The organism is Rothia sp. 11273D007AR, from assembly GCF_053547255.1.
On record NZ_JBPPWJ010000005.1, the window covers coordinates 47,755 to 60,722 of the forward strand.

Annotated in this window: 13 protein-coding genes; 4 read left to right on the forward strand and 9 right to left on the reverse strand. The window is 58.8% G+C overall.

Annotated elements, in window-relative coordinates; translation table 11 throughout:
• Window positions 1-18: 18 nt before the first annotated feature.
• The 8 genes from ACED88_RS03850 to ACED88_RS03885 form a co-directional block, all read right to left on the reverse strand.
• Window positions 19-558, reverse strand: coding sequence for a hypothetical protein (locus ACED88_RS03850; RefSeq protein ID WP_449108777.1), 540 nt, complete (start codon window positions 556-558; stop codon window positions 19-21).
• Window positions 559-570: 12 nt separating this feature from the next.
• The gene (locus ACED88_RS03855) at window positions 571-792 is read right to left on the reverse strand and encodes a hypothetical protein (protein WP_449108778.1); all 222 of its coding nucleotides are present in this window, start codon (window positions 790-792) and stop codon (window positions 571-573) included.
• A gap of 288 nt (window positions 793-1,080) precedes the next feature.
• On the reverse strand, window positions 1,081-2,505 hold the full coding sequence (locus tag ACED88_RS03860; RefSeq protein WP_449108779.1) for a formylglycine-generating enzyme family protein: 1,425 nt from the start codon (window positions 2,503-2,505) through the stop codon (window positions 1,081-1,083).
• A gap of 166 nt (window positions 2,506-2,671) precedes the next feature.
• Window positions 2,672-3,001, reverse strand: coding sequence for a metal-sulfur cluster assembly factor (locus ACED88_RS03865; protein WP_083092831.1), 330 nt, complete (start codon window positions 2,999-3,001; stop codon window positions 2,672-2,674).
• Window positions 3,002-3,036: 35 nt separating this feature from the next.
• Window positions 3,037-3,795, reverse strand: coding sequence for a Fe-S cluster assembly ATPase SufC (sufC, locus tag ACED88_RS03870; RefSeq protein WP_185172967.1), 759 nt, complete (start codon window positions 3,793-3,795; stop codon window positions 3,037-3,039).
• A gap of 30 nt (window positions 3,796-3,825) precedes the next feature.
• Window positions 3,826-5,073 carry a Fe-S cluster assembly protein SufD gene (gene sufD / locus ACED88_RS03875; RefSeq protein ID WP_449108780.1) on the reverse strand — a complete coding sequence of 416 codons (1,248 nt, stop codon included), beginning with the start codon at window positions 5,071-5,073 and terminating at the stop codon, window positions 3,826-3,828.
• Window positions 5,074-5,076: 3 nt separating this feature from the next.
• Entirely contained in the window at window positions 5,077-6,534 is a 1,458-nt protein-coding gene (gene sufB / locus ACED88_RS03880; protein ID WP_237206843.1) for a Fe-S cluster assembly protein SufB, read from the reverse strand.
• A 99-nt stretch (window positions 6,535-6,633) separates the two neighbouring features.
• Complete coding sequence (locus ACED88_RS03885; protein ID WP_449108781.1) at window positions 6,634-7,392, reverse strand: helix-turn-helix transcriptional regulator; 759 nt, start codon at window positions 7,390-7,392, stop codon at window positions 6,634-6,636.
• A gap of 154 nt (window positions 7,393-7,546) precedes the next feature.
• Here ACED88_RS03885 and ACED88_RS03890 point away from each other — a divergent pair, with 154 nt between their 5' ends.
• The 4 genes from ACED88_RS03890 (at window position 7,547) to ACED88_RS03905 (ending at window position 11,677) form a co-directional block, all read left to right on the forward strand.
• Complete coding sequence (locus ACED88_RS03890; RefSeq protein ID WP_449108824.1) at window positions 7,547-8,566, forward strand: ABC transporter ATP-binding protein; 1,020 nt, start codon at window positions 7,547-7,549, stop codon at window positions 8,564-8,566.
• Entirely contained in the window at window positions 8,563-9,330 is a 768-nt protein-coding gene (locus tag ACED88_RS03895; protein ID WP_237209357.1) for an ABC transporter permease, read from the forward strand. The genes ACED88_RS03890 and ACED88_RS03895 overlap by 4 nt, the downstream gene beginning before the upstream one ends.
• Before the next feature lie 41 nt (window positions 9,331-9,371).
• On the forward strand, window positions 9,372-10,535 hold the full coding sequence (locus ACED88_RS03900) for a COX15/CtaA family protein (protein ID WP_449108782.1): 1,164 nt from the start codon (window positions 9,372-9,374) through the stop codon (window positions 10,533-10,535).
• Between the two features lie 806 nt (window positions 10,536-11,341).
• Window positions 11,342-11,677, forward strand: coding sequence for a hypothetical protein (locus ACED88_RS03905; RefSeq protein ID WP_449108783.1), 336 nt, complete (start codon window positions 11,342-11,344; stop codon window positions 11,675-11,677).
• An 80-nt stretch (window positions 11,678-11,757) separates the two neighbouring features.
• Here the strand turns inward: ACED88_RS03905 and ACED88_RS03910 are convergent, their stop codons facing one another.
• On the reverse strand, window positions 11,758-12,726 hold the full coding sequence (locus ACED88_RS03910) for a heme o synthase (protein WP_449108825.1): 969 nt from the start codon (window positions 12,724-12,726) through the stop codon (window positions 11,758-11,760).
• Between the last annotated feature and the right edge of the window lie 242 nt (window positions 12,727-12,968).

Consider the following 12,968-nt stretch of genomic DNA (forward strand, 5'->3'; position numbering starts at 1 on the left):
TAAGTATAGAACTACGATTTAGAGAACAGTAGAACCGTTCTTGATGAGTGCACCGTTGTTCCACATAAAAGCCACAATTTCAAGCTGTCGCCCAGCTGAAGTGCCTACCAGTACGCGGACACCCCAGTTAGGAATGAAGTACCGGTTAGCGGCATCAAACTGCAGAGGAGTCACATTTGCCCCATAGGATACAACCAGCGGTTGGCTAAGAACACTGCCTACATGGCTAAAGCAACCATCAGAAGTTGCCGACAAAGTACCTGATCCAGTGCGGTTCATGTACTCTACTGACCACATATCAGCAGATACGGTAGTCCCCTGCGAAGTTAGAGTTACCGGAGCAGCCGATGACCCACCATAAAAATTCCACCCGGCGTTAGTGGTGCCTCCGGTTTCAGACTGGGCCTCACCATAAGGGTAGAAACCGGCTGGATTCTGGGTCAGATCATCATTGGAAGTAAGAGTCTGAATATATTGAACAACCTGAGTACTTGTAATGGTTTCACCGTCGGCCAGACCGTTAACAGTTACGTTCAGATTGCTCAGTGACCAGCGCATGTAAGGTTCAACTTAATCACCATTTGCGTTGGTGTTGGAGTATACCCACTGCCCGGTAGCTGAATCGAGCTTTGCATTGCCATAGTAGAAGTCATTAGTTGCCGTAAGACTTCCACTTAATTGGCATAGGTCGTTGGAGGCGGCAAAAGCAGGAATAGTAGCTGATGCGGCGACAACAGGCGCACTCCAGGCGGCGCCGCGCACCAGGGTGCGGCGTGAAATCGAGGTAGTCATAGTATTTCCTTAAAGATGCTGTGAGTTTTCTCGAACCATACTACTGTTCCTGAGCCAGGTTATCAAGCTATGTGTTCTATCCTTTTCATCACAGCTAGATGGTTCCGTACATACTATTCTCTATGCCTCAGCAAGTCACCTGCCATTCTGAATATTTTTACCATCACAACACGCTGTCAAAAGTAGTTAAGAGCTCACCCCAGAACATAAAAGGACGCCACCCCGCACTCCCCTCTCTATGAGGGAGGGAGCGAGGTGGCGTCCTCATAAGTCAAAAATTTTCTATACCTACCCCAGGTCACGAACGACGCGGAAACCAAACATATTGGTGGCGGTTTCTGATGAGAAGTAAGCGCTACGGTAGTCAATCCGCAGGTTCTGCGGCTGGTAGTTCCAGGCACCACCTCTCAAGACAGGGAAAGGAACGGAGCCCTCGTGGGCAGCAGAGCCATCACCCGCCTCACCTGAAAGGTCACGCACCCAGTTATCGGCTGTAAATTCACGAGCATTACCCGTAACGTCGTACACGCCAAAGGCATTGGGCTCAAATGAACCGACCGGCGCAGTATGGGCGTAGCCGTCAGTTACACCGGTGTTATCCCAGTCAAAACCGTTAGCAGCAGCCGACGTGAAATCGTAGGAGTTGGCATAGAGGTTCACCTGCTCCAACTCATTTCCCCAGAAAAAGGTAGTATCTGCTCCACCGCTTGCAGCCCACTCCCATTCGTCTTCAGTGGGAAGCCTGTATTTTTCACCGGTCGTTTCACTCAGCCATTCAACATATGCTTGGGCATCTTCGCGGGTAATTGCTACCACGGGTGAGTCACCGGTCTGTTTGAAACCGGGGTTAAGATAATCCAGCTCGGAATTGAATACCATAGCTTCGGGGTTATCCGGGTTCCACCAGCGTGCACCGCCGCGAACGCGGTAGCCAGTATCTTCAACAAAAGCCTGGAACTGATCAACCGTGACCTCAGTCTGAGAAATCGCGAAACGGTAGTCGATGGTCACCTCGCGCTGAGGCAGCTCAAAATCACGGCGGGCTTCGGGCACATCCCATTCCTCGTGCTCAGCGTCTGTTGACCCTGCCAGGTAACTTCCTGCAGGAATCACCACCATACCCGGCCCATCGACCCGGTCAGCAAAAACAGTGCCGGGAGCAGTCTGCTGCGAGACCGAAGCTAGCGTACCAACATAGGTACCGGGTACTGGCGCAGGGTCGTTGAGACCTAGGTTCATCCTACTAATCGTGTGCTGCCACTCAGCAACAGCTCCCTTGAGGAACATTTCTGAGTCCAAGACACCGTATTCAAAATTCTCATCGCCGGTACGCTCTGCCAGGTAGGTGGATTCTATGACTAGACGGCTGAGAGCGTCCCGGTAGGTAGCGTGATTGGGCACAGACTCCGGCGCCAAACGGATCTGCCGGTCTAATGCTTTCAGCGCTTGTTCAGCGCGGGGAACAACAGCCTTGTAGGTAGCCCCAGCACTCTGTTTCCACGTTAGGGACTGTTCAAGACGAGTTAGAGCTGAACGGGTTGCGGTGCTCAGACCATGACCACGACCCGATGCAGCGGTCATCAGTGTTGGCGCAGCGAGGCTGTTAACACCGGTAGCGGAAGACGCAGCTACTGCCTGGGGAGCTGGGGCGAGCATTGACACCAAAAGTGCGGCACTTGCAGCTGCTGAAATGATTCGGAAATTATTCTTCATTGATATACCTTCCATTAGTTTCACCTGAAACAATATTCACCTTAGCAAGCATGCATACCATTTAGCAAGCGCTCACAAATAAAGCAAAGGACGCCGCCCCACACTCCCCTGCCTACTAGCAGGGAGGGTGCGGGGTGGCGTCCTGATAATTTATGTCTAAATTACCTTAGATGTTGAAGCCCAGGGCTCGCATCTGGTCGCGGCCGTCCTCGGTAATGCGCTCGGGACCCCACGGGGGCATCCAAACCCAGTTCACGTGCCACTCATCAATCATGTTTTCCAGGTTCTGCTGAACCTGTTCCTCGATGACGTCCTGCAGGGGGCAGGCGGCGGTGGTCAGGGTCATGTCGAGCACGAGAGCGCCTTCGTCGTTCCAGCGCATACCGTAGAGCAGGCCCAGGTCAACGATATTGACGCCCAGTTCGGGGTCAATCACGTTCATGAGGGCCTCTTCGATGGCCTCTTGGCTGGGGGCACCAGCGGGTGCTTCTGCCATGGTCGTGTCCGTCCTCTCGGTTGAGACAGCTAGCCTTACTTGGCTGCCAGGTAACGCTCGTAGCCTTCTTCTTCAAGACGGTCAGCGAGCTCGGGGCCGCCCTGGTCTACCATCTTGCCGTCCACGAAGACGTGAACGAACTGGGGCTTGATGTAGCGCAGGATGCGGGTGTAGTGGGTAATCAGCATAACGCCCATGTCGTTTGCCTGGTGGGCGCGGTTGACGCCTTCAGACACAACCTTGAGGGCATCAACGTCAAGACCGGAGTCGGTCTCGTCAAGAATACCGAACTTGGGCTTGAGCAGTTCCAGCTGCAGGATCTCGTGGCGCTTCTTCTCGCCGCCGGAGAAGCCTTCGTTGACGTTACGTGAGATGAAGGCGGGGTCGATGGAGAGGTTCTCCATGGCTGCCTTGACGTCCTTGGTCCAGGTGCGCAGGGCGGGTGCTTCACCGTCAACAGCGGTCTTGGCTGAGCGCAGGAAGTTGCTCATGGTGACGCCGGGGATTTCAACGGGGTACTGCATGGCCAGGAAGAGACCGGCGCGGGCGCGCTCGTCAACGGACATTTCGGTGACGTCTTCGCCGTCGAGAAGGATCTCGCCGGAATCGATCTGGTACTTGGGGTGGCCAGCGATGGTAGAAGCCAGGGTTGACTTACCGGAGCCGTTGGGGCCCATGATGGCGTGGATTTCACCGGAGTTGATGGTGAGGTTGACGCCCTTGAGGATGGGCTTGGTGTTTTCGTCGTCCAGAATAACGGAGACGTGGAGGTCCTTGATTTCAAGGGTTGCCATAGTTTGTTTCTCCTGTAAAAAGGTAAAGCTTTAGTTGTTGGAAATCGCGAGTTCAGCTTCGAGGGCATCGGTGAGCTGTTCTTCGAGCTCGGGGATGCGGATCTGCTGAATAATCTCGTTGAGGAAGCCGCGGACGACCAGGCGGCGGGCTTCAGCCTCGGGAATACCGCGGGCCTGCAGGTACCAGAGGTGCTGCTCGTCGAGCTGACCGGTGGTGGATGCGTGGCCGGCGCCTTCGATGAGGCCGGTTTCGATTTCCAGGTTGGGTACGGAGTCAGCGCGGGGGCCGTCTTCGAGAATCAGGTTGCGGTTGAGCTCGTAGGTGTCGGTGCCTTCTGCGTCCTTACCGATGAGCACATCGCCTACCCATACCGAGTGCGCACCCTTGCCCTGCAGGGCACCCTTGTAGGTGACGCGGGACTTGCAGTTGGGCTCGGTGTGGGCCACGAAGAGACGGTTCTCAATGTGCTGGCCGGCATCGACGAAGTAGAGGCCGTACATCTCGGTTTCAGCACCGGGGGCGGTGAACTTGGTGGAGGGGGTGACGCGCACCAGGTCGCCACCGAGGGAGATGTTGACGTGCTTGAACTTGGCGTCACGACCCAGAGCAGCGTACTGGGCTGAGGCGTGAATCGCGTCGTCCTCCCACTGCTGAACGGTGATGACGGTCAGTGAGGACGAGTCGCCCACCTTGAATTCAACGTTCTGGGAGAGCACGGCTGAGCCGGTGTGGCGCAGCACGACAACTGCCTTGGAGAAAGGCTTGGTCTCGATGAAGAGGTGCTGGGCTGCGGCGTCCTTGTGGATGCCGTTGATAGCGACCTCGATCTGGCCTTCCAGTTCAGCCTCTGCGGGAACGGTAATGGCGGTTGCCTCGGAGAAGGTGCTCCAGGCGTTGGCCGCTACGCGGTCCTCGGGAATACCGGCTGAGCCGATGCGGGCGTCGTCGCGGGCGATAGTCTCGACCTGGACGCCGGCGGGGGCGTTGACCTCTACGGCGGGGGCAGCACCGGTGAGTTCATCGGTGTGCAGGCCGCCCAGACGCTTGAGCGGGGTGAAACGCCAGTCTTCTTCGCGGCCGGTGAGGGCTGCGAAGTCTTCAACCTTGCAGGAGGTCTTGCGCTCGGCGCGGGAGCCGTCAATCTCGACCTTGTCGGTGTTGTGCTTGGAGACGCGGATGGTATCGTCGGTGGCTAGCTCGGTAGCGAGCTTTTCACCTTCCTGGTCCATACCGGGAATCGCGGGGTTGTTGTGACCCTGGTTTTCTGCGTTAGCCATAATTTAGCCTACGGATCCTTCCATCTGGAGTTCGATCAGGCGGTTGAGTTCAAGCGCGTATTCCATGGGCAGCTCGCGGGCGATGGGCTCCACGAAGCCGCGCACGATCATGGCCATGGCTTCGTCTTCGGGCAGGCCGCGCTGCTGCAGGTAGAAGAGCTGTTCTTCTGAGACGCGGGAGACGGTTGCCTCGTGCCCCATAGTGACGTCGTCCTCGCGGATATCTACGTAGGGGTAGGTATCTGAGCGGGAGATGGTGTCGACCAGCAGGGCGTCACAGACTACCGAGCTCTTAGCGTGGGAGGCACCTTCGCGCACCTGTACCAGGCCGCGGTAGGCGGCACGACCACCGTTACGAGCCACAGACTTGGACACGATGGTGGATGAGGTGTTGGGGGCGATGTGGACCATCTTGGAACCGGTGTCCTGGTGCTGGCCCTCGCCTGCGAAAGCGATGGAGAGGGTCTCGCCCTTGGCGTGCTCACCGACCATGTAGACAGCGGGGTACTTCTGGGTGACCTTGGAGCCGATGTTGCCATCGATCCATTCCATGGTGGCACCCTCGTGGGCGATGGCGCGCTTGGTCACCAGGTTGTAGACGTTGTTCGACCAGTTCTGAATGGTGGTGTAGCGAACGCGGGCGTTCTTCTTCACGATGATCTCAACGACCGCTGAGTGCAGTGAGTCGGTCTTGTAGATGGGGGCGGTGCAGCCTTCGATGTAGTGAACGTAGGAGCCCTCGTCAGCGATGATGAGGGTACGCTCGAACTGGCCCATGTTCTCGGTGTTAATGCGGAAGTAGGCCTGCAGGGGGATCTCTACGTGAACTCCCGGGGGCACGTAGACGAAGGAGCCACCTGACCATACGGCGGTGTTCAGGGCTGCGAACTTGTTGTCACCGGCGGGGATGACAGAGCCGAAGTATTCTTCGAAGAACTCGGGGTGTTCCTTGAGGGCGGTGTCGGTGTCCAGGAAGATAACACCCTGGGCTTCGAGGTCCTCGCGGATCTGGTGGTAGACAACCTCTGATTCGTACTGGGCGGCTACGCCGGCGACCAGGCGGTTACGTTCTGCTTCGGGGATGCCGAGCTTTTCGTAGGTGTTGCGGATGTCTTCGGGCAGTTCTTCCCAGGTTTCAGCCTGGCGCTCGGTGGAGCGGACGAAGTACTTGATGTTGTCGAAGTCGATGTCCGAGAGGTCTGCACCCCAGGTGGGCATGGGCTTGCGGTCGAAGAACTTGAGGGCCTTCAGGCGAAGGTCCAGCATCCATTCGGGTTCGTTCTTCTTGGCTGAAATGTCGCGCACGACATCTTCGTCAAGACCACGCTTTGCAGCCTGGCCTGCTTCATCGGAGTCAGCCCAGCCGTACTCGTAGGTACCGATACCTTCGAGTTCGGGGTTTGCCTCCAGAATTTCTGAAATGACGGTGTTGTTGGCGGTGCGCTCAACCTGTTCAGTCATTACGGCCTTTCTTGGTGGGTTGGTTTTCACCGAGGTAAGTCGGTGAAATCTTCTTCTCAGTGGCAGGGCCTGCTGGGCATGCCCTGCCGGTGGAAAGTTTTAGGGGGCGGTGTCGCCTTGGGTTTCTTCGGGGTTTGGTGGGGCGGACGCCGGTGGGCGGCCGAGCGGGATGTGGGTGGTGCAGACGTGGGCGCCACCTGCCATGGTGGAGAGCCTGCGCACATCGACCCCGAGAAGTTCGGAGATAATCTCGGTTTCCTGGTCACAAAAGACGGAGAAGTCTTCGGCGAGGTCTCGCACGGGACAGTGGCCCTGGCAGAGCTGGATGGAGGCCAGCAGGTTATCGGGCAGCTTAGACCGCATGCCAACAGCCGGGGCCATTTCGTTGGCGGTAGCGACGAAGCCGTCGTGGGTCATTGCCTCTGCGAGCGCTTCGGCGCGGGCTGAGACGTCATCGCCTGCCGCTTCGACGATGGGGCGGTAGCGCTCTGCCATGTCGTGGGCGCGGGCTGAGGCGAACTGGCGCAGAGCGTCTTCACCGACGGCGTCCTTCAGCATGGTGAGGGCGTCGCGGGCGATGTCGAGGTAGTCGTTGCCCAGTTCGCTGTGCCCCTGCGGGGCGATGACGTAGCGGCGGGCGGGACGGCCTGCTCCGGCACCGTGCTGGCGGTGGGAGGCAACCTCGATAAGGCCGTTCTTCTCAAGCGCGTCGAGGTGGCGGCGGACGGCTGCCGGGGTGAGGCTGAGCAGTTCACCCAGTTTGGCCGCAGAAACAGGGCCGTGAGTGAGAACTCCCTGGAGCACGCGGTCGCGCGTGCGTTCCTCTGTTTCTGCAGGGCGGGCAGGTTTAGTGGACACAGTTCTGCCTTTCTCTGCGGAATACACAAGTAAAGTATGTCGTAATTGGGTCCCTTTAAGCTAGTAAGGACTACCTATTTAAGGCAGTACGGCGGCAGGCGTCCGCCCAGAGCCGAAACGAAAGGGCTAGAATAGACGGGTGACGACACACCACCTGCCCCCCAGCCTTAGCCCACGTGAGAGCGCATCTGACGCACCCGCGTCCGCCGCTCTCATCATTGACAACCTAGTCAAGGACTTCACCCCCTCCAAGGACTTCGCGCGCAAGCACCCCGACGCCCTCACCAGCGAGGGGCTCAAACGAGCGGTAGACCGTCTCTCCCTCACCATTGAACCGGGCCAGGTAACGGTTCTGCTGGGAGCTAACGGGGCCGGGAAAACCACCACCCTATCCTGTGCCCAGGGCCTGCTCAAACCCACCGGCGGTAGCATCTCCCTGCTCGGTCACACCCCCTGGGGAGCCTCCCCTGAATTGCGTGCCCGCGTGGGCATCATGCTGCAGGACGGCGGCCTACCCCCGTCCGTCCGTCCGCTTCCCCTGCTGCGGCACATCGCCCGCATGTACACCAACCCCCTCGACGTTGATGCCCTAGCAGCCCGGCTCGGTATCGATGCCTTTAACGGCACCACCATCCGCAGACTCTCAGGCGGGCAAAAGCAGCGGGTCGCCCTGGCAGCTGCCATTATCGGTCGGCCCGACATTCTCTTTCTCGACGAGCCCACCGCCGGCCTCGACCCCCAATCGCGCAGCGTCGTTTTCAACATCATCCGCGAACAGCGCGACGCAGGCGTAGCCGTTGTACTCACCACCCACCTGCTCGATGACGCCCAGCGCATCGCCGACTACGTCTACATGATTGAGCACGGCAGGGTCGTACTGGCCGGAACCATGGCCCAGGTGCTAGCCAGCGGGCAGGACGACGCCCGCTGCCTCACCTTCACCGCCCCGCCCGGCATCACCCTTTCAGCCATCTGGCCCGCAGGTGACTCCCCCCTGCACCTGGTCGAAGAACCCCAGGGTCACTACCAGCTCACCGGCCCGCTCACGGCCCAGTACCTAGCCGACCTCACCGCCTACTGGGCAGCCCAGGGCTACATGCCCGGCGAATTCTCCCTGGCCAGCCGAACACTAGAAGACGTCTTCCTCGAACTATCAGGCAGTGATATCCGATGAGCACCACCTCAACAGCAGCACCAGCCCTCACCCGTGTGCTAGCCCAGGGCAAGTTCGAAACCATCGCCATGCTCAAAAACGGTGAGCAGCTCATGCTGAACATCGCCTTCCCCATCATGGGCCTACTGGCACTTGCCTACACCGGCTTTCTCGACCCCTGGGCGAACCGCTACGGGGTAAGCCGCGTCGACATTGCTGTGCCCGGCGTGCTAGCCCTGTGCGTGCTCTCCACCGCGCTCTCAGGTCAGGGTATTGCCACCGGCTTCGACCGCCGCTACGGGGTGCTGCGCTTTATCTCCACCACCCCGCTCGGCAAGGGCGGCCTGATCGCGGGCAAGGTGCTGGCGGTGCTCGCGGTCCTCCTAATTCAGTACCTGCTGGTGGGGGCACTCGGCCAGCTACTGGGCTGGACGGCCACCGTGCCCGGCGTCCTCATGTCCCTGCCGACCCTCTTACTGGGGGCAGCCTGCTTCACCTCCCTGGGGCTACTCATCGCCGGGACCGTGCGTGCCGAAGCAACCCTGGCTATCGTCAACATGGCCTGGGTGCTGCTGGCCGCAGCCGGGGGAATCCTGATTCCCACCGACCGCTACCCCAGCTGGCTGGGCTCCATCATCGACCTGCTGCCCTCAGCCGCCTTAGGCAACGCCCTGCGCGGGGACTACATCTACCACAGCTTCTTGCTGCTCCCCCACCTCATCCTGGTAATAGCAACCGTCGTGTTTGCTACCCTGGCCACCCGATTCTTCAAATGGTCAGCCTGACCTGACCCACACCGTCCGCAACCCTCGTGAAGGAAAGCTCCATGCCGACCACGCACACACCCACCCCCGGCGCCAACCAGCAAGCCAGCCTGGGTGAAAAACTTATCCCCCGCAGCTACACCCGCTGGATCAGACAGACCGCCTGGGCCGTAGCCATCGCCAACATCGTGCTCATTATCTCCGGCGGTGTCGTCCGCCTGACCGGCTCCGGCCTGGGCTGCGATGCCTGGCCCCGCTGCACCTCAGACGGCTCCTGGACCACCACCCCCGAAATGGGCATCCACGGCATGGTCGAATTCGGCAACCGCCTACTAACCTTCGTGCTGGTCGCCGTTACCGTCATCGCCTTCCTGGCGGTGCTGGGAGTGGTATTCCCTAAGCGCCTTTCCCCCATCTCTTTCCTGTGGGGACTTCTCGTTGGTGCCCGCCCAGAGGCCTACAAAGCTGGCGGCCTGGGCGCCTGGTTCGAAGCCCGCTGTCTCGTAGCCCCTCGGTCTCGTTACTCCGATCTCTTTAACCTCACCCTGCTGCTGCTCTGGGGTATTCCGGTGCAGGCTGTGGTCGGTGGTATCTCGGTCTGGCTGCGCCTCAACCCCTGGATGATTACCGCCCACTACATGCTCTCAGCTCTCATGATTATGCTTGCCGGCATCTACCTCAACCGCGTCTACCGCTACTTTGAGGGAACCGCAGCACGTGAGGGCCTCTCCCCCGCTGCCCCTACCCGGGGTGCGGACGCCGCCGCCCCCGCGTCCGCCCATCTCATGCGGGTACTCGGTTGGATCGGTGTGGTGCTGGTTGTTGCCCTGATGTTCATGGGTACCGTTACTACGGGTACCGGCCCGCACGCCGGGGACGCAGAAACCCACCGCCACGCTTTCAACCCCGTCTGGGTGACCCGTATGCACGGCACTCTTGTATGGGTCTACTGCGCATCGGTGCTGGGCTTCTTCGTGCTGTGGAAGCAGAAGGGCTGGGCACCTATTTTCGGCAAGTCTCTGGTCTTTGTGCTGGTGGTCCTGGGGTACCAGGCTGTGGTGGGCTACACCCAGTACTTCAACGGGCTGCCGATCTGGCTGGTGGAGATGCACCTGATTGGGTCGGGCATCTTTGCGCTGGCTGCGTCTTCCCTGTTTGAGCGTCAGCTGGTGCTGTCATCCCCCGCTGCGCGCGAGAAGGCGGCGGGACGCGTCCGGACGGCGTAGTCCTCCTCCTCCGGTAGGTACCATCTAAATCAGAAAAACCCACCAACTAGGTGGGTTTTTCTGATTTAAATGGTCTTTTCCACAGGCTCGCACCAACGCTTCATAGAGGCGTCATCACTGAACCAATTTTTTACCGTGTCAAGGCTCAGTCCCCTGAATTTTCTAGCTTCACCCGTCTTCAAGTTATCCACAGACTACACTGGCTCTAGCAAAAGTGAGACTGCATCAGTGAGTCTAGAGCCATGTCAATGCATGAATACATCAACGCAGTCCGCACGGCCCGGCAGCTTCTGAACCAGGGCTACACCTACGACCAAATCAACCGAGACGTGAAAACTCAGAAACTCACACGCGTCAGAAAGGGTATCTACTGCCCAACAGCCTGGTGGGACTCCCTGAAGCCCTATGAAATCTACAGAGTCCAGATTGCCGCAATACACCTATCTGACCCATCTACCACTTTTTCGCACGCCGCTGCTGCTTGCCTACACGGGTTAGCTCTAGCGAAAACCCCGGCTGCAGTCGATATCGTTGGCCCACCAGATTCACGCGGACGGGCTGCCGGAACCCGCAAACATTACACCTACAAACCGATAGAGGAGCACAGGACGCTCGTGGGCGGCTTGAGAGTGACAGGTTTGCTCCAGACGGTGGTAGATTGCGCGCGGTATCTTCCTATAAACGAGGCAACCGTCATCGCAGATAGTGCCTTGAACCAAAAACTGGTGAGTGTAGAGGAACTCTCTCATGAGCTTTCTCAGATAGTAGGGTGGGGCTCCCGCAAATGTCGCAGGGTTGCACTGGGTATGAGCCCCTATGCCGAAAGCCCGGGTGAAACCTTACTTCGTCTTATCTTGATTGATGCAGGTCTCCCAGCACCGGCCGAACAGGTTGAGGTAACCGTTGGCGGGCTACGTTTCAGACTTGATTTAGCCTACCTTCATCAGATGATTGCTCTTGAGTTTGACGGCGAGGTCAAGTACGAGAACTTCGGCCCACGACAAGATGCTGAGTGGTCTGAGCGCCGCCGGGAGTCTCTTCTCCAAAATTCGGGGTGGACAGTCCGCCGGTATCGGTGGGTTGATCTTATGACGCGCCGGGCAGAAATCGTTGCCGAAATCCGTTACCTCCTTAACCGCTAGCGTCCGCCACAAAAGACCATTTAAATCAGAAAAACCCACCTAGTTGGTGGGTTTTTCTGATTTAGATGGTACCTACCTGTTTAGAGGGGGAGCACCGGGCCGCCCACAAACGGGTCAACCGCCAGCGCAATAAAGAGCACGGTCAGGTAGGTGATAGAGCCGTGGAAAACCACCATAGCGGTGCGGCTGGTTGCCTGCTCTGCCAGAGCCAGGCGGTGTAGCTTGTGGCAGTGGTAAAGGAACCAGGCGCCAATCAGCACGGCGGTGGCGGTGTACACCCAGCCAGCGCCGCCCAGGGGCACCAGCAGCAGGGAGCACATCACCATGGCCCAGCCGTACAGCACCACCTGCACCGAAACACTCTTGGCCGAGTCGGTCGCACCCAGCATGGGAATGCCGGCGGCCCGGTAGTCCTCGGCGTACTTCATCGACAGAGGCCAGTAGTGCGGGGGTGTCCAGAGGAAAATCACCATAAAGAGCACCACAGCTGCCCAAGAAATGGTGTTCTCTACAGCTGCCCAGGCGATAAAGACCGGCATGCAGCCCGCAAGGCCGCCCCAGACGATGTTCTGTTTGGTGCGCTTCTTCAGCCACAGGGAGTAGAAGACAACGTAGAGGAAAATCGCGACGACGCCGAGACCGGCAGCCAGCGGGTTCACCAGGAAGTAGAGGTACACGATTGAAACAACCGACAGCACCCAGGCAAAGATAAGGGCTTCCCGGTCAGTCAGCTCTCCGGTGACCAGCGGACGCTTCTCGGTGCGCTTCATCAGTCGATCAGCTTCGCGGTCGATATAGCAGTTGAAGGCACAGGACGCACCGGCAGCAAGTGAGCCGCCAATCATGGTGTGGAGCACCAGCCAGAGGTTGGGGAAGCCACCGGCGGCAAAAATCATGGTGGGCGCGGTGGTCACCAGCAGCAGTTCGATAATCTGCGGCTTAGTGAGGTGAATGTAAGCCCTGATTTTTCGGCCCAGGGAGACGCGGCCGGGCGCAGCCGCAGCTGAGGTCTGCTGGCTTTCCTCGGTACGGTCGATCACGGTGTTGATGCCATGGCCCTTCACGTATGCTGACTTCCCTTGACTGTTGTGTGTGCAGCTCTCTCAATGCCCACCCGGTCTATTCACTATGTGAAATCCCGGTTAGGTTTCGGCGTGTTGAGGTGCGGACGCCATCTGCGCGGCAAGATGGGCCTCGCAACGCAGATTGAGGTGGCGACTATCACTTTTTACCGATTTTAATCGGCTTGAGAGCACGCCAAAAGAGCTTTTGGTCAAATTACATCGTATAA

Excerpts from the sequence above, each read along its gene's own strand:
- ACED88_RS03850 (WP_449108777.1), bottom strand. The coding sequence starts at position 558 with ATGCGCTGGTCACTGAGCAATCTGAACGTAACTGTTAACGGTCTGGCC.
- ACED88_RS03855 (WP_449108778.1), bottom strand. The coding sequence starts at position 792 with ATGACTACCTCGATTTCACGCCGCACCCTGGTGCGCGGCGCCGCCTGG.
- ACED88_RS03860 (WP_449108779.1), bottom strand. The coding sequence starts at position 2,505 with ATGAAGAATAATTTCCGAATCATTTCAGCAGCTGCAAGTGCCGCACTT.
- ACED88_RS03865 (WP_083092831.1), bottom strand. The coding sequence starts at position 3,001 with ATGGCAGAAGCACCCGCTGGTGCCCCCAGCCAAGAGGCCATCGAAGAG.
- sufC (WP_185172967.1), bottom strand. The coding sequence starts at position 3,795 with ATGGCAACCCTTGAAATCAAGGACCTCCACGTCTCCGTTATTCTGGAC.
- sufD (WP_449108780.1), bottom strand. The coding sequence starts at position 5,073 with ATGGCTAACGCAGAAAACCAGGGTCACAACAACCCCGCGATTCCCGGT.
- sufB (WP_237206843.1), bottom strand. The coding sequence starts at position 6,534 with ATGACTGAACAGGTTGAGCGCACCGCCAACAACACCGTCATTTCAGAA.
- ACED88_RS03895 (WP_237209357.1), top strand. The coding sequence starts at position 8,563 with ATGAGCACCACCTCAACAGCAGCACCAGCCCTCACCCGTGTGCTAGCC.
- ACED88_RS03900 (WP_449108782.1), top strand. The coding sequence starts at position 9,372 with ATGCCGACCACGCACACACCCACCCCCGGCGCCAACCAGCAAGCCAGC.
- ACED88_RS03905 (WP_449108783.1), top strand. The coding sequence starts at position 11,342 with ATGAGCCCCTATGCCGAAAGCCCGGGTGAAACCTTACTTCGTCTTATC.